The sequence below is a fragment of the Thalassobacterium maritimum genome (genome assembly GCF_031127805.1).
Classification (GTDB): domain Bacteria; phylum Verrucomicrobiota; class Verrucomicrobiia; order Opitutales; family Coraliomargaritaceae; genus Thalassobacterium; species Thalassobacterium maritimum.
Genome location: NZ_JARXHW010000003.1, coordinates 173133 through 190953 on the forward strand (window position 1 = coordinate 173133; position 17821 = coordinate 190953).

Annotated in this window: 9 protein-coding genes; all 9 read left to right on the forward strand. The window is 51.5% G+C overall.

Translation table 11 applies throughout. The features are described from left to right. The first annotated feature begins 374 nt into the window (after positions 1-374). The 9 genes from QEH52_RS02605 (at position 375) to QEH52_RS02645 (ending at position 17500) form a co-directional block, all read left to right on the forward strand. The gene (locus tag QEH52_RS02605; RefSeq protein WP_308948441.1) at positions 375-2675 is read left to right on the forward strand and encodes a glycoside hydrolase family 95 protein; all 2301 of its coding nucleotides are present in this window, start codon (positions 375-377) and stop codon (positions 2673-2675) included. Beyond that, entirely contained in the window at positions 2672-5293 is a 2622-nt protein-coding gene (locus QEH52_RS02610) for an alpha-N-acetylglucosaminidase (RefSeq protein ID WP_308948442.1), read from the forward strand. Before QEH52_RS02605 ends, QEH52_RS02610 begins: the two co-directional genes overlap by 4 nt. 30 nt (positions 5294-5323) lie before the next feature. Next, the gene (locus tag QEH52_RS02615) at positions 5324-6784 is read left to right on the forward strand and encodes a sulfatase family protein (RefSeq protein WP_308948444.1); all 1461 of its coding nucleotides are present in this window, start codon (positions 5324-5326) and stop codon (positions 6782-6784) included. A 206-nt stretch (positions 6785-6990) separates the two neighbouring features. Then, on the forward strand, positions 6991-7722 hold the full coding sequence (locus tag QEH52_RS02620) for a hypothetical protein (protein ID WP_308948445.1): 732 nt from the start codon (positions 6991-6993) through the stop codon (positions 7720-7722). 168 nt (positions 7723-7890) lie between these two features. Next, positions 7891-9699 carry an alpha-L-fucosidase gene (locus QEH52_RS02625; RefSeq protein WP_308948446.1) on the forward strand — a complete coding sequence of 603 codons (1809 nt, stop codon included), beginning with the start codon at positions 7891-7893 and terminating at the stop codon, positions 9697-9699. A 250-nt stretch (positions 9700-9949) separates the two neighbouring features. After that, the gene (galB, locus tag QEH52_RS02630; protein WP_308948448.1) at positions 9950-12517 is read left to right on the forward strand and encodes a beta-galactosidase GalB; all 2568 of its coding nucleotides are present in this window, start codon (positions 9950-9952) and stop codon (positions 12515-12517) included. After that, on the forward strand, positions 12514-12960 hold the full coding sequence (locus QEH52_RS02635; RefSeq protein ID WP_308948449.1) for a sulfatase-like hydrolase/transferase: 447 nt from the start codon (positions 12514-12516) through the stop codon (positions 12958-12960). Before galB ends, QEH52_RS02635 begins: the two co-directional genes overlap by 4 nt. 176 nt (positions 12961-13136) lie before the next feature. Continuing rightward, the gene (locus QEH52_RS02640) at positions 13137-15047 is read left to right on the forward strand and encodes a glycoside hydrolase family 35 protein (protein WP_308948451.1); all 1911 of its coding nucleotides are present in this window, start codon (positions 13137-13139) and stop codon (positions 15045-15047) included. 326 nt (positions 15048-15373) lie between these two features. Further along, positions 15374-17500, forward strand: a complete 2127-nt coding sequence (locus QEH52_RS02645; RefSeq protein WP_308948452.1) for an alpha-amylase family protein — start codon at positions 15374-15376, stop codon at positions 17498-17500. Positions 17501-17821: the final 321 nt, after the last annotated feature.

The following is a 17821-nucleotide window of genomic DNA, read 5'->3' on the forward strand; positions in this document are numbered from 1 at the left end:
AATTCGCACCGTAGTTACATCCGTTCCACAACGTAATCATTCAATTTACCCGCCCCTCACTGCGCATAAACGCGCACGTATGCAAAACGGGCCATGTGATTACAAAAATCCGCAATCGCTCCCCACCATACCGATACCGTTACATTCGGCGCCTCCACCTATAATAAATGTGAGGTTAATTTTGAAAAATCAGAACGGTTACAAGCCCATAGGTTACGTAACTTTACCATCCCCGATTTGAGACTAGATTTAGCATAAGAACTTATGCAGCGTTTAACTGAGCAAAGCCCGACCGACTGATGACAGAACTCGTCGCACGCTCGGCAGAGATCATACAAACACTGTTCTAAATCGGCAATACCCTCTCCAGATTCATGAGACACTTTTCAATCCATCTAATCGCATGCGCAGCCATTGGTCTATTCGGCTATCAGGCTCACGCGCGGGTTGATGAGGAAGTGAACAAGCTAGTCCTCTCATACGATACACCTGCCACTAACTGGGATAAGGAAGCCTTACCACTCGGCAATGGCTGGCTCGGTTGCATGATCTTCGGCGGTATCGAACAGGAACACATTCAGTTCAACGTAGACAGTCTCTGGCTCGGCAGTGAATCAGACACGGGCTCCTATCAGTCCTTCGGCGACATCATAATGGATCTGGGAGCGGCCTCCGCCACGGACTACCACCGCGAACTCGACATCAGCCGCGCCTTGCAAACCATCACCTACTCCAGCAAGGGCACTCGCTACAAGCGGGAATCCTTTTCTAGCGCGCCCGCTGAAGTGATGGTGTTCCGTTTCACGGCAGATCAAACGGCTGCCCACTCCGGACGAATCACACTATCCGACGCACACCAAGCGCCCATCACAGTCGAAGGAAACCGCATCAGCGCAATCGGCGACACCAACGGCAAGTGGGACAAACGAGTCAAAGGGTCAAACATTGTGCTCAACTATGAAGCTCAAGTCTGGGTGCTCCACGAAGGTGGCCGCATCCAAGCTGTCGAAAACGGCATCGAATTCGAAGGATGCGATAGTCTCACGATTTTGGTCAGTGCAGGAACCGACTACCTCAATCAACGCGACAAAGGCTGGAAGCAAGCGCACCCCCATCAGCGCATCACCGATAGCCTGACACAGGCCTCGCAGCAAACTTTCGAGCAACTCAAACAAGCGCACATTAAGGACTACCAAGCGCTCTTTAACCGCGTATCGATTGAAGTGGGCAATACGCCCGAGCCGATAAAGTCGCTGCCACTGCCCGAACGACTCGACCGCTACCGTGGGTCGAATTCGATGAAAAAGCCAAACCTGAGCAAGGGGGCAGCAGACCCTGACTTGGAGGAACTCATGTTCCAATATGCACGCTACTTGTTGATCAGCTCATCTCGACCTGGCAGCCTGCCCGCGAATCTGCAAGGGCTCTGGAACAACAGCAACAGCCCCCCTTGGCGTAGCGATTACCACTCCGACGTCAACTTGCAGATGAACTACTGGTTCGCGGACCAAGCGAATCTCTCCGACTGTTTTTCGCCCTTCGCCGAGTGGTATCACTCGATCCGTGAAGTCCGCAGAGAAGAGACTCAGGAGCACTTCGGAAAGCGCGGCATAGCCATGCATGCGGAAAATGGAATTTTCGGCGGCAGCACATGGAAGTGGTCGATCGGCGACGCCTCCTGGTTGGCCAACAACCTGTGGGATCACTATGCTTACACACAGGACCTGCAGTATTTAAAAACCCGCGCTTATCCCATCATGAAAGACCTCTTCATGTTCTGGGAGGATCACCTAAAAGAAATCCCCGCTCCCGATGGCAATGGAACGGTGCTCGTCGCGCCCGACGGATTCTCGCCCGAGCATGGCCCCCATGAGGACGGTGTCAGTTTCGACCAACAACTCGCCTACGACCTGCTCACGAATTTCGCAGAAGCCTCCGAAATCTTAGGCGTCGATGCTAGCGAACGCGCCAAAGCGCGCACTATGCGTGACCACTTACTCGGCCCGCAGATTGGCCGCTGGGGCCAGTTGCAAGAATGGATGGTCGATCGTGACAAGCAAAATGACAAGCACCGCCACCTCTCCCATCTGATCGCAGTGCATCCGGGCCGACAAATCTCACCGCACACCACTCCACTCCTAGCAGAAGCCGCAAGGGTATCGATGAACGCACGCGGCGATGGCAGCACGGGCTGGAGCAAGGCATGGAAGATCAATATCTGGGCCCGCCTACTCGATGGTAACCGTGCACACAAGCTACTGCGTGAAATGATGGCAGGAAATGTGCACAGCAATTTATTCAACATGCACCCACCCTTCCAGATCGACGGCAATTTCGGCTATGCCTCCGGCGTATGTGAAATGCTGATACAGTCTCACATGGATGCTATTCATCTGTTGCCCGCGTTGCCTGACGCATGGAAATCAGGACAAGTCATAGGCCTACGTGCTCGTGGTGGATTTGAAGTATCCTTAAAATGGACCGACGGCCAACTGGAAGCCGCCATCATTCGCTCTGAACAGGGCAAGGTATGCCGCCTGCGTTCAGCTACTCCACTCTACGTTACGCAGAATGGTAGAAAAATCGAAACCGTAGTCACAGACAGAGGCACAATTGAATTTCCGACTTTACGAGGAGTTGAGTATACAATCACCACAACACATCACAATCTATGAAACACATACGATCATCCCTGGCACTCTTATTTATCGCAATTGGCATTACGCAAATAATCAGTGCCGCGACGCCTGCAGATCATGCAGCGCACCAGCTGATTACTCGCATCGCTCCAGAGCATGCCAACAAGTTCATAGTCGACACCTCACTGCCTAAGGTCGATGGCAAGGACGTCTTCTCTGTATCTGACACAGCAGACGGCAAAATTCTAATCCGTGGCAACAATGGAGTGTCTGTAGCTTCTGGCTTTAACTGGTATCTCAAGAATCGGGCCTTTTGCCATCTTTCATGGTGTGGCGATCAAATGGATATTCCCACGCCACTCCCCCAAGTCGGCGAGTCAGTCACGGTCAACACTCCACTGAAGCGCCGCACTTACTTCAACTACTGCACCCTGTCCTACACCGGTGCCTGGTGGAACTGGGAGAATCGCTGGGAACGTGAAATCGACTTCATGGCAATGCAGGGCATCAATCACCCGCTTTCCGTCATTGGCCTTGAAGCGGTTTGGTATGAAACATTGCTGAAGTATGGCTTCACCGATTTGGAAGCACGCGAATTCCTGGTCGGCCCCGCATTCTTTGCCTGGCAATGGATGACTAATATCGAAGCTCATGGCGGCCCCCTCCCAAAATCCTGGATCGATCAGAGCAAAGTGCTGGGTAAGAAAATTATTGATCGCCAAATCGAGTTAGGCATGACCCCCATCCAGCAAGGATTTACGGGCCATGTGCCACGCCTACTGAAAGAGAAATTTCCGGACAACCAGATCAGCTACAAACATAATTGGGTCTGGTTTGAAGGCGCTGCGCAACTTGACCCACTGGACCCGCTCTTTGATGAAATGGGCCGCACCTTCCTAGCGAAGCAGGAGGAGATGTTTGGCACTTCTCATCTATATGGCTGCGACCCCTTCCATGAAGGCTCCCCCCCGGTTGAAGGGGATGACTATCTCGCTAAAGTCGGTAAGAAAATTCACACACTCATTAAAGCACACGATCCGGAAGGTAAAATTGCCATGCAATCCTGGACGATCCGCAAGCCCATTGCAACCGCGATCCCTAAAGAGGACATTTTCATTTTGGATCTGGGTGGGAAGCGTCATGAGAGAAATGATGACTTCTGGGATATTGAGTTTGTGGCGGGCCCATTGAACAACTTCGGCGGCCGTATAAACCTGCACGGCGACCTGGCGCTGCTGGCCTCAAATCCATACATGCAATGGAAAAACGACATGCCCAACTATGTCGGCATGGGCTTGTTCATGGAAGGCATCGACAACAACCCTGTTTATTATGAGCTTGCTTTTGATCTGATTTGGAAGGATGGCCCGGTTGATTTAACTCAATGGCTGCACCACTATGCGCATCGTCGCTACGGTGCGCCTTCTGAGAATGCAAATAAAGCTTGGGATCTGATCGCCAAAGGTCCGTATGGCGAAAATACCGACGGCACTGAACTCTCATCCATGGTCGCTGCTCGCCCTGAGATAGATGTCAAAAAATCCGGCCCCAATGCTGGATTTAAGATTCCCTACTCTCAGATCGATTTGCTCAACGCCTGGTTTTTACTACTTAAAGATGCTGACAAGCTCAAAGACTCAGACGGATACCGCTTCGACATCGTCGACATCGGTCGCCAAGTTTTGAGTAACCATGCGCAAAACCTACACCCTAAAGTTAAAGCAGCATGGGAAAAACGTGACCTGCAGGCATTTGATCAAGCTACGAAAGAATTCGAAACACTGCTACTAGACATCGACACTCTGATCCGTCCACGCGAGGAGTATTCACTCAACAAGTGGATCAGTGATGCCCGTTCCTTTGGCACGACTGAAGCAGAGAGTGATCTTTACGAAAAGAATGCGCGCACACTCGTCACCCTCTGGGGGCCCTTAGATAGCCGGGGGCCACGTATCTTTGACTACGGCTGGCGCGAATGGTCTGGCTTGATCAAGGACTATTACTTAGTCCGCTGGCAAAAGCATAACTCGATGCTGCGCCAACATATTGTCGATGGCACGCCTTACGATGAGAGCAAAATCAAACAAGTGCATGGCCGCGCCGCATTACGGGCAAATGACTTTTTTGATGAGCTAGCCGATTGGGAAATGGATTGGGCCACCTTGCCTGGAAAGGTCGATTCGCCTGCGACAAGCGGCGATGAAGTCGAACTCGCCAAGCGCTTTTACAACAAATATGAGAAAGCCATTCGCGAGCTCACCCAAGATCAACATCTACTCGCCAAGCTCAAACAAAATCCCGGGGAAATCATCGGCAGCTGCAACAGCGAAAATATTAATGTTGACCAAAAAAGCACCCGACTCTCCTTCCCCGTAACTGATTATCTTGAAGGTGAAGGCAACTACTTTGTCACCTTCAAACACAAGCAAGGCCCATCCAACCTAAAGCTACTCCAAGTCGAACTACTTGAAGCGGGCAAGGTGATTTCGACAGATAAACATTCCGGTTGGGCATCACGTAACCCGAGCAACAACATTTACACCGTAGAGTGCCCAGAGCCCGCATTTGGTATCGATTACAGCATTCGCATCACAGCGCAAGGTCGCCCGGAAAACAAGCTCTCCGTTGACCTGCACTTCAAGAAAGCCGACTAGCAACTGCAATTCGACGAATAGGTAAAAACCATGCCCAATATCAGAAAACTCATAATACTCGCATTAAGCATCGCCGCACATTGCTGGGGACACACGGGCGCAACTGCTGAAGTCAATCCTACCGCCGAACAAGCGAACGTGGTTTACATCTTCATGGACGACCAGCGCTACAACACGATCAAAGCCTTGGGACAGGAGGATATCATCACCCCCAACCTGGATCGATTGGCGGCGCGTAGCTTTATCTTTAGCAACGCCTATTGCTTCGGGGGCAATACAGCGGCGGTGTGCATCCCGGCCAGAAATATGAATATGACGGGGAATACCTTCTTTCATTTCAACGGCGGCAATACCAGTGGAAATAACCCACGCGACAATGGCAAAGGATACACCTTTCCGAAGTCGATGAAAGCCGCTGGCTACGAAACCTATAATCGCGAAAAAAGCGGCTCCGCCAACCTCCCCCACATTCGGACACAATTCGACTACTATGGTGATATCAACATGGTCCAAGAGCAGAGGACTGGCTACGCGGCACGCTCGATAATCAACGACGCCATCGAATATCTCGAAAAAGATCGGGATACCAGTAAGCCCTTCTTTATGTATCTGGGAATCCCCGGCCCGCACGACCCGCGCTTGTCGGCACAGGAATTTCACGATATGTATGACCGCGAGAAAATACCGCTGCCGGAAAACTATCTGCCCAGTCATCCCTGGGATATCGGTAAGAGCACGATGCTGGCGCGCGATGAAATGATTGAAGCGTGGCCACGCACCGAAGAGGCCATTCGCGGCCATATCGAAGACTACTTCGCAATCATTACTAGCATGGATGTCGATATTGGACGCCTACTCGACAAGTTAGATCAAATGAATTTAACGAAAGAGACCCTCATCATCTTCTCATCCGACCAGGGCTTGGCCATCGGCAGTCATGGACTGATGGGCAAACAAAGCCTCTACGATGATGTGATGAAGGTGCCGATGATGTTTGCCGGCCCCGGAATCCCCCAGGGTAGCTCCGATGCCCTTATGTTTATCCACGACGTGTACCCAACCGTATGTGAATTGACAGGTGCACCCATACCACAAGGCATCGATGGTATCAGTATGGTTCCAGTTATTGAAGGTAAGGTCGATACGCTACGCGAGCAACTGATGTTTGCTTATCAGCGGAACCAAAGAGCCATTCGGGATGAAAGGTGGAAATTGATCCAGTTTACCGAGATCAACAAAACGCTGCTATTTGATTTAAAGAAGGATCCTTGGGAAACTAACAACCTCGCCGATGCACCCGAATACAAGGAAGTTGTCGAGCGGATGTTGAACGAACTAAAAAGCGAACAGGCTTACTATGGCGATGATCAACTCTTATTCGCAGAGAATCCAAGAGATTCTTATTTCAAATTACCCACGCAAGAAGACATCCGTAATATAAGAAAAGCAAAACGAGAGCGCCGGGCCAAAGATGACGATAGCGATGAGTGAGCACTAATGCCTCGCTGACTAATTTCCGCTCGAATGCAATCTCGGAAATCATGCAACAAGAAGGTTACATAACTTTTCCCGACATACCAGAGCCATTGACTCAAATTGTATCCAAGAATTTGATGCAAGTTGTCATCGTAGATATGTATTTTGACCTGAACCTTAGGGGGATGAATTATATAAAACTCAGCTAACCTTACGCAATTATGATTAAAACAAAAATCAAATCTTTTCAGGCGACTCTTTGCAGCCTGGCTCTGACTCTCGGCCTTTCGTCGGCTAGCGCCGCAACGATCATCAACCCAAACACTCCCACATCAAATGTGGCGGCTAACGCGGGATCCAGCCTAAGCTACCTCGTGAGCGGCACACAAAATGGAGGCGGCAGCAGCCTTACTTACGATGGTAGTTCCACGACTCTAGCCACTGGCACTGACGCAAGCATCGCACTGGCTACGACGGAAGCTCTGGATGGGGTTGACAACAGCTATGTCACCCCCGCAAATAATCCGGATTATTTCACATCGGGCACGGCCCCCACATTGACCTTCACACTGGATGATGTTTACGACAACATTGATTCTATTATTTTATGGAATTACACGCATGATAATGAATCCAATCAAACCAAAGACTTTTCTGTAACATTCTACAGCGACACTGCAGCTTCGATTCAAGTAGGCGACACATACTTGGGCACGATGCTAGAGCGTCCGGGATCCGCAAGCAGCGTGGCAGCAGAGCAATTTATCTTTGGTGAAGGCATTGTCTACAGCGGCATCCAATCCTTCACCATTACACTTTCGAGCAATTATAGCGGCAACCGCGTAGGACTCTCTGAAGTTCGACTCACTCAAGTACCTGAGCCAGAAGCCTTCGCCCTGCTTGGAGGGATGTGCGGCCTCAGCTTAGTCATGCTTAGCCGGCGCGCAAAATAGCGCGAAACCAATAGTCTCCATATCAATTCTTCATCCCCGGCATCTCGTATGCCGGGGATTTTCTTTTATGGCCCATAGTTTACGTAACTATATTATACGATAATCAAGCATGGCTCCATTTTAAATATAGGGTCATCGTCTTCACTTCATTCCTTCATTCTAAACCTTATGTCATTTATTACATCTAAAATCACCTGGAGAAAGACTATTACAACAGCTCGTCCGATTGCTTGGAATCAGCACAGTGGTACCCTAAAACGAAGCCTGCACAGCACGGCTTTATGCCTGTTGATGATGACTTCGTCTGCAATCGCAGAGCGAGTCACTGCAGAAAAACCGGATGCCTGGTGGAGCACCGCAGACCCGAAAGCAATGAGCGACTGGAAAGATATGCGCTTCGGTATGTTCATCCACTGGGGGCCTGTTGCGATTAGCGGCGAACGTATTAGCTGGTCACGTGGAGATCCCACACCGGTCGAAGAATACGACAATCTCTACAAAAAGTTTGATGCAGTCAACTTCGACCCAGAGGCATGGGTGGCTACCGCCCAAGCAGCAGGCATGAAGTATATCGTGCTCACCACAAAGCACCACGATGGCTTCTGCCTCTGGGATAGTGAGTTTACCGAGTATGACGTCATGAACACACCGCTAAAACGCGACGTGGTCAAGGAACTGGCGGAAGCTTGCCATAAAGCTGGTATGCCCTTCGGCACCTACTACTCAGTCTGCGACTGGCACAACCCCGACTTCCCGCGCACAGGTGTTGGAGGCTCTGTGATGCGCGAAGAGTCCAACTACCCAGCCTATAAAGAATATCTCACCAATCAGGTCACTGAACTGGTTGAAAACTATGGCCCCTTGCTGAGCATGTGGTATGATGTGCCACAAGGTGTCAGCGTCGCGGACGGCTGGGAAAACATCCGCACCGTGCGCGAGCTACAACCGAACATCCTCGTGAATGACCGCTCTGGCGGCCACAAAGGTCTAGGTCTCGGAGACTATTCGACTCCCGAGCGCCACGTAGGCGATTTCGACAATGTGCGCCCATGGGAAAGCTGCGTGCCACTCGGTCGCAGCTGGTCTTGGAAGCCGAACGAAATCTTGAAACCACTCGAAGAGTGCATTCAGAGCCTCGTCAGCACCGCAGGTGGTGATGGTAACCTCCTACTTAATATTGGCCCCACACCCGACGGCATCATCGAGCCTGAGCAAGTCGAGCGCTTGGAAGCGATGGGCGATTGGCTCGAAAAGTATGGTGAGACAATCTACGAAACACGTGGCGGTCCTTTTAAAACCACGCGTCACGTAGCCACCACACATAAGGGCAACATGGTGTATGTGCACATTCTTAACTGGCCGGACGAAACACTCTTCCTACCTAAGCTCCCTGCGAACATCGTATCGCACCGCCTACTCACAGGCGGCAACGCAAGGCTGGAAGCCACTGCAGACGGATACATCATCAGCATCCCCGAAGCAGATCGCTCTAGCGTGGACACGATCCTCGCTTTGGAGCTCGACCGCTCCGCAGCAGAGATCACTCCGATTCCAGTCGCCGAAGTCAATCGTCCGGTGACCGAGAAGATGCCAGCCGTCGCCAGCGAAGTTCGCAACATCCGCGGCAACGTGGCACGCTACGCAGCCAAGAATGCATTCGATGGCGACCTACACAAACGCTGGGCAGTTGAAGTGCCGACTAAAGAAGCATGGCTTGAAGTCGACATGGGCGAAGCACGCACATTTGACCGCGCAGTCATCCTTGAGTTTGGAAGAAACATTCAGAAGTTTGAAATTCAAATCCGTCAAGGCGAGCAGTGGAAAACCATCCACCAAGGCACTACCATCGGCAAGGAACACGAGATCCACTTTGAACCTCAAACCGCACAGTTCATGCGGTTCAACGTGCTCGAATCGACTGGCTCCCCTTCGATTAACGAATTCCAATTATACGCGCCTAAAAAGTCGCGTAAATAAAACCAAGTGGGTGAATAAATCAGGCAATGCACTCATCTGATAACGATCACTATTCGGAGCGCTATAAACGAGCGCTCCGAATAGTCTAGTCTCTGTATTTATGTGCTGACTTACTTTATAACAGGTAGGGGCGCGACTTGTCACGCCCGCGTTACGCTGGCTGCTGTAATTCGGTGGGCGTGACAAAGTCGCGCCCCTACGTTTTACCTTCAGAGCCTCAATTCAGACGTTGAATCCCTACAAGAGTATTATGTTATCCCCGCAACATGCTTGGTGCAAAACTCCCCGATTCGCCCGAATTCTGGTTCTCGTGCTCACTGTGGCGCTGACAAGCGCTCTTGATGCCGCCTCCGTCACACGCAGCGTCACATCCTTCAATGAGGACTGGCGCTTTGCTCGCTACGGGGAGATGAATTACGGCTCATTCCTGGAGGAACCTGCGGGCCTGGAAAAAGCCCCCGTTGATGATTCGAACTGGCGTGAACTCCGCCTGCCTCACGACTGGGCGATCGAAGGTCCCTTTCGTGATGATCTGCCCAATGCGGAAGGTAAGCTCCCTTATATGGGTATCGGCTGGTATCGCAAAACCTTCACCGTTCCCGAGTCGGATGCGGGCAAGCAGGTCTTCGTCGAATTCGATGGGGCGATGTCGCACTCCAAGGTGTATTTGAATGATCAATACGTGGGTGAATGGCCTTACGGCTACAGCTCTTTCCGTTTCGACCTGACACCGCACCTAAAAGTGGGTAAAGAAAACGTCTTAGCCGTTCGCTTAGAGAACAAGATCCGCATGTCTCGTTGGTATCCGGGCGCTGGTATCTACCGTAAGGTGTCGCTGGTTAAAACAGCGCCCGTTCACATTGCTCACTGGGGCACTTATGTGACCACACCCGAGGTCTCAGTAAACTCAGCGACTGTGCGCATCGAAACGACGGTCCGCAACCACAACAAAAGCGCCCACCCCGTCGAGCTTCGCCATGAGGTGTATGAAGCTGGCTTGAAGCGAGTCAAAGTCGCGGAGACAACCACTGGCAAAGGCTCCATCGCGCCCGACTCGACCGAAGTCGCCACAGCCACTTTAGAGCTGAGCAAGCCGAAACGCTGGGATGTGGAATCGCCGAACTTATATCTCGTCGTCACCAGTGTGCTACAGAACGGGAAGCTTGTGGATAGCTACGAAACAACTTTCGGTGTGCGCACGATTAAATTTACAGCCGAAGACGGCTTTCACCTCAATGGTCGCCGTGTGCAGTTGAAAGGTGTCTGCCTCCACCACGATCTCGGGCCCTTGGGTGCCGCCTTCCATACGCGTGCCATGGAGCGGCAATTGGAAATCATGCAGGAAATGGGCGCGAATGCCATCCGCACCAGCCACAACCCGCCGGCACCCGAACTGCTGGAACTGTGCGACCGCATGGGCATTCTCGTAATCGATGAAGCCTTCGATAGTTGGGCCAAAGGCAAGACCGAAAATAGCTACCACACCTTGTTTGAAGAATGGCACGAGAAGGATCTTGTTGCACTGGTTCGTCGCGACAGAAATCATCCCAGCGTCATCATGTGGAGCACTGGAAATGAGGTGTTCGAACTGCACAGCGACGAAGGCAAACGCATCTCACAACGGCTGACAGAGATCGTCCACCGCGAAGACCCGACTCGTCCCGTCACCGTGGGTTCAAACAAGTCCAAGCCCATCATGGGTGACTGGAAAGATTCAGTCGATGTGATCGGCGCCAACTACAATCAAGGCGTTTATCCAATCTTCCTTGAAAAGAATCCAGGCTACGCCATCTATGGCTCCGAGACCTCGTCCACGACTAGCTCGCGCGGTGAATACTACTTTCCGGTCAAAGAACCAAGGAACCGCGCTCAAAAGCTCCGAGGCGGCGCTCGAAACAACCAAATTAGTTCCTATGACCTATGGGGACCGGGCTGGTCCATCACACCGGATGAGCAATTTGCACTGTTAGAGAAATACCCCAATTTCGCTGGTGAGTTTGTATGGACTGGCTTTGATTACATTGGCGAGCCCACCCCTTTCCTCGCATGGGATCAAACACTGGACTTGAACTTTAAAAACGAAGCCGAAGCCAAGCGCGCTCAAGAAGCCAATAAACGCCTGAATAAGGGAAAAGCGAGTTCTCGCAGTTCCTACTTCGGCATCGTCGATCTGTGCGGTTTCCCGAAGGATCGTTACTACCTCTATCAAGCGCATTGGCGTCCCGATTATCCAATGGCGCACATCCTCCCCCATTGGACCTGGCCCGAGCGTATCGATGAAATCACTCCCGTTTATGTGTACACCTCGGGCGACGAGGCGGAACTCTTTCTGAACGGCGAGTCCTTAGGACGCCGCAGCAAAAAGCAGTATGAGTATCGTCTCAAATGGAACGACGTGAAATACCAGCCTGGCGAACTCAAAGTCGTGGCCTACAAAGGCGGCAAACCATGGGCGGAACAAACAATGAAAACCGCTGGCGCGCCAAGTCAGCTGAGCCTCTCCGCAGACCGCTCCACAATCAAAGCCGATGGCGACGACCTCTCCTTTATCACCGTCCGCATAGAAGACAGTGAAGGCACTATGATTCCACAGGCCGGCGATCTGATTCAGTTTGAGATCACAGGTCCCGGTGAAATCGTTGGCCTCGGTAACGGTGATCCCACCAACCATGAGTCCTTTCAAGGCGATCAGCACTCCGCGTTTAACGGGCTATGCCTCGCAATCGTTCGCACCATAGACGGTCAAGCTGGTAAGATCACCATCAAGACAAGGGCCAAAGGGCTGGGCGAATCCACTCTCTCGCTCAACAGTCAATGAAGGCTTACTACATCTTAGCCCTTGCCGTGATCAGTGCGCTGAGTTCTCTGCTCGCACAAGCTTCAAAAAGACCCAATATCATTTTCTTTCTAGCCGACGATTTAGGCTATGGCGACTTAGGCGCATTCTGGCAGGATCAGCGGAGCGGTATTAAAAAATTCGACAGGCCGGGGCTCGATCGTATGGCAGCCGAGGGCGCGAAGCTCACGCACCACTACATCGCTGCGCCGGTTTGTGCCCCTTCACCTGCGTCCTGTTTTCAAGGACGCCACCAGGGCAACGCCGACGTGCGTAACAACCAGTTTGATTATCCATTACCAGATAATATCAATATCGATTGCTTACCGACACGGCACCGGCCCCAACAAATTGTCCTTGGCATGGGAAGGTCCGGAGCAATCTCGTGGCATCATTCCAGCAGATGCCTACTTTCACGTAGGTGAGGCAAAGCACTCATCGAAAGTGGTGCCACTTCCGTAACACTACACAACTGTATTTTCTACCTTCAAAAAGTTACATAACCCCACAAAGGCTACTTTTAACATAGATAACGATGGCACGAAAACGCACGATAGTCTCAGCATAGATAGTAACTCCTCCCTTCCCCAACAGCCTCAAAATGAAGCTCAAAAAACTCATTCTCGCACTCACCGCACTTTGCTTAGCATCTCTAAGTTACGCCGCAGAACCTAAGCCTGATGGTCAGCCACACAGCTTTACATTTGGCGGGCCTAACGGAGAACAGTTCTTACTGGACGGTCAGCCCTTTCAAATTCGCGCGGGCGAAATCCATCCGCAGCGGGTTCCACGTAAATACTGGCGACATCGTATTCAGTGCGCGAAGGCGATGGGACTGAATACCATTTCCCTCTATACATTCTGGAACGGCTTTGAGCAGCCCGATGGAAGCTTTGACTTCAAAACAGGAAATCGAGACATCGCCGAATTCATCCGTATCTGCGCAGAAGAGGAAATGTGGGTATTCATCCGCCCGGGCCCTTATGTCTGCGGCGAATGGGATCTGGGTGGCTTGCCTCCCTACTTGCTGAAAGACCCGAATGCCAAACTGCGCACCATGGAAGATGCCAACTTCATGCATCATCAAGAGCGTTACCTCAGAGCCATTTCCCTAATCTTTGAACCTCTACTGCTTAAACATGGCGGCCCCATCCTGTTGACGCAGTTAGAGAATGAGTATGGCAGTTACGATCGCAAACATGAGTCCGCCTACATGCAATGGCTGAAAGATTTTTGGACTGAACAAGGCTTCGGGCCCTTCTCTACCGCGGATGGAACCACCGAGGAACACCTGCGCGGCGTCGCTCTACCAGGAGTCGCGACAGGACTGGACCCGCTGAATTCTGACAAAGGCTTAGCGACCGCAAAGCGCATCAACCCCGGCGTCCCCGTATTCTCTTCCGAAAGCTATCCAGGCTGGCTGCGTCGCTGGGGCGAAGGTAACTGGGCACCGTCCAAAAGAATCAAAAGAGAGCTGCCCTGGCTGTTGAAAAACAATCACTCTTTTAGCATATTTGTATTCCACGGTGGCACCAACTTCGGCTTCACCGCAGGTGGCAACGGCAAAGCAAACAAAGGCGCCGATCATTATATGCCCGGTATAACCAGTTACGATTTTGGTGCCCCCGTCGGGGAGCAAGGGGTCTTAACTCCAGAATATTACGAATATCGGGAATTCATCATGAAGTATATCGACAACGATGAACTTCCCCCCGCTCCCGCTCCGATCCCCACCATGGAGATTGCACCGTTCACACTCGAGTATGTGGCTCCAGTCAAGACCTTGAGTCATCCATCCCTCAAGGGCAGCTTTGAAACGCCGCCCTACTTCGAGTCGTTCGACCAAAATCAGGGCATGGCGATCTATCGAGCCAAGATACCGGCCGGCGAAGCAGCCGAACTCACTTACACTTTTTTCCATGATTACGGGCACGTCTTCATCGATGGCGAATTGGTGCGCACAGTCGATCGCCGCGATGAATACAAAGACGATAAAAAGCGAATGATGATTCCAGCACGTAGCAAAGAAAGCACACTGGAAATCTGGGTCGAAGCCATGGGACACATCAATTTCAGCATCACAATGGAGTCGGACCGCAAGGGCCTCTACGGACCGGTGCTGCTGGATGGCAAGCCGATCACCGGATGGGAAGTCACCCCGATTCCTTTGGATGTCGCGACCGTGAGCAAGGCCAAGGCCAGCCCGAACGACAACATGCCAGGCGGTATTTTTCGCGCAGAATTCAAACTGGATCAGGTGGCCGACACCTTCATCGATATGAGTAAATTTACCAAAGGCACACTCTACGTAAATGGTGTGAACCTCGGTCGCTATTGGAACATTGGACCTCAGCTACGTCTCTATTGCCCCGCATCTGTCCTACGAAAAGGTAATAATACCGTGACGGTAGTAGAGCTCGTTCAAAGCAAAGCCGATCAAGTCCGCGGCTGCACTGAGCGTAACTACGAGTTCATAAACGAAAAAACCAAGAACACAAATAACGTTTGGTAGCGCGTAATACGTTATCGAAACGAGTTCCTCGCTCCGCTACAATTTCCGACGTAACGGAAGCGGCCTGTCCGCCTAAGCTCGAAGAGCGAAGGAGGAAAACTGATTTCGATGCTCAGACATGCCGCAGGCTTACGTAACCATACAATTGTTGCTTTTTGTATAGATACAAATGAGGCACTCGCAGTATCCTCTGAGCAAGCCAGCGACAGCTAAAACTCTAAACTTCACAACTAGCCAGATTACAAAAATTCCGCTAGCACAGCGGAGCAGTCAGGCCATCGCGGTTAGCACGGACATCTTGGAAACAAAAAGACCTTTATAGAAAAATGAAAATACAAGTCCCCTCCCTCACTGCGATTATCGCCAGTTTTGCAATTGCAGTCATCGGATACGCTGAAGCTCCCAGCAAAAGCAGCTATATGCTGGCAAACCCTTCGCTAGGACGTGAGTTTTCTCTACAAGATGGACACCTCACCACCAAACGCATCCTCAACCGACGCGCGGATACAGTCATCCACCCGACGCACAGCGATGAATTTCAATTAAGAATTTCGCAAGGCACCCACACGACTGGCACTGACGTATTACTCACCACACAGGACTTCACTTGCATAGATGTCACCCGCAAAGCACTGCCAGAGCTCCCCGGCAAAAGCATTGATTTCACACTCAAGAACACCGAACACGACCTAACCGTGATCGTGCGCTATGAGCTCGGAACGAATGATTTCTTTATGCGTAAACAGCTGCACATCTCTAGTGGTAAGCCTGTGACTCTGGAAAAGATCGACGTCGAGGCGGTGAGCACCACAGACGCCTACCAACCCTACACCACTCGGGAAATCACCACGTCAAGAAGCCGCGAACTGAAGATGAACGGATGGCGTCCGGGGTTGGGACAACCGCTGTTTACAACAAAATCAGGAACGTTCTGGGGCATTGAGTTCCCTGCAGCGGACAACCAAGTAGTCGATCAAGAACTCATTTGCGGTTACCAGTATGGTCATGAGCTTACACCAAACGAAGCCTACATCAGCTACAAGGCCGTGATGGGTGTGAGTGATGATCCCGCCTTCACTTCGGACGCGTTTTACGAGTACATCGAAACGATTCGCGTTCGCCCCCTTCGTTTGCAGGTTCAATACAATAGCTGGTTTGATTTCTATAAAGAAGTCTCAGGACCAGATTTCATTTCCAGCGTGGAAAAAGTAAATCAGGAGCTCTGCGTCGAACGCGGTGTGTCCCCGCTGGATGCGTATGTGATCGACGATGGCTGGCAAGATTCCCCCAAAGGAGCCGACTGGTCACAAGAAGTTTGGCCCGTTAATGAAAAGTTTGATCCAGCCTTTGAAAGCAGCTTCGCAGCGGCCGAAAAGGTGCAGTCTGAGCTCGGCATCTGGTTGAGCCCACAAGCTAATTTTGGCGCGCGTTTCGCAGTGCCCTCCATGCGTAAAGCGAAGATGGGAGCTCTCAAGACTTGGATGTCACTGGCCAATACACCGTACATGGACAAGCTGGAAGACCGCCTGGTCGAACTGACGAATCAGGGATTTTCGTATTTCAAATTGGATGGCACCTTCGGACATCTTCGCACACGTGAATTCGACATCGATGGTGCCGCACACGGAGTGCCGGTAATGCCACAACTCGGCACTGAAGGCTTCAAACCCGACGACGAGCGCTTGAATGACAACAAGTATAATGAGCTCAAGATCTACTACCTCACCGTCGGCACTGAGCGCCTCATGAAGATCTTCAAAGCCATGAGTGAAGCCAACCCGGAGGTGTATATCGTCATTTCAAATGGTGCCTACCTCAGCCCTTGGTGGCTCATGCATGTGGACGCAGTCTGGATGATCAACGCCGGCGATGCGGCTGGTGGCAGTGATCGCACCGGTCAACTCGTCTACCGCGACGGCATCTACCATGACATTTGGGTGAAAGAGAATACACATTTCCCCATGAATGCACTGTTCAATCATGAGCCCAAGAAAACGGAAACCGGTGAGAGCAGTGAAGAATTTCAAAGCTACCTCTTAATGAATATGTCGCGCGGCACAGGCTTCATCGAACTGTATCTGAAGACACAAGAACTCAGCGAAAGCGACTGGGATGTGCTGGCCGAAGGTCTCAAATGGGCAAAGCAAGCGTTCCCGACCTTCAAACGCTCACGCATGCATGGCGGCAGTCCTAAGCAGGATGAAGTCTATGGCTTCACCGCATGGAATGCCGATCAGGGCTATGTATCGATCCACAATCCAGCCGACACCGCTCAGGACTACACCATCGTGCTGGATCGCCAGTTTGGTCTAATTCCTGGCGAGACAAGCTTCAAGGTAAGCTCTCCGATGCCCAACAGTCTCGACGGACTCAAAGCGAACTACACTTACGGCGATACCATCACGATCACCATGCTGCCGAAAGAAATCAGAATCATCGATTTCAAAAAGTAGAGTCTAACGAATCATCACCAAACAAATATGGCCGTTCTCCCGCAAGGAAGAGCGGCCTTTTTTTTGGTTCAGCATGATAGCAAAGGAGTGCCAGCTGATACCGTTTCTAAAAACATTAAATCAGTCGGGTGGCATGTGAGGGCTAGCTACTAACCGACGCCACGGTAAACCGTAGCCGAGTGCTTCAGCCTCGGTTCCGATAGTCTGACGCAACCGCTACAGCGCAACGCAAACGGGGTCTAAAGAGCCCCGCTACTTTCTCTGACACGGGCAAACCGTAGCCGAGCGCTTCAGCCTCGGTTCCGATAGCCTGACGCAACC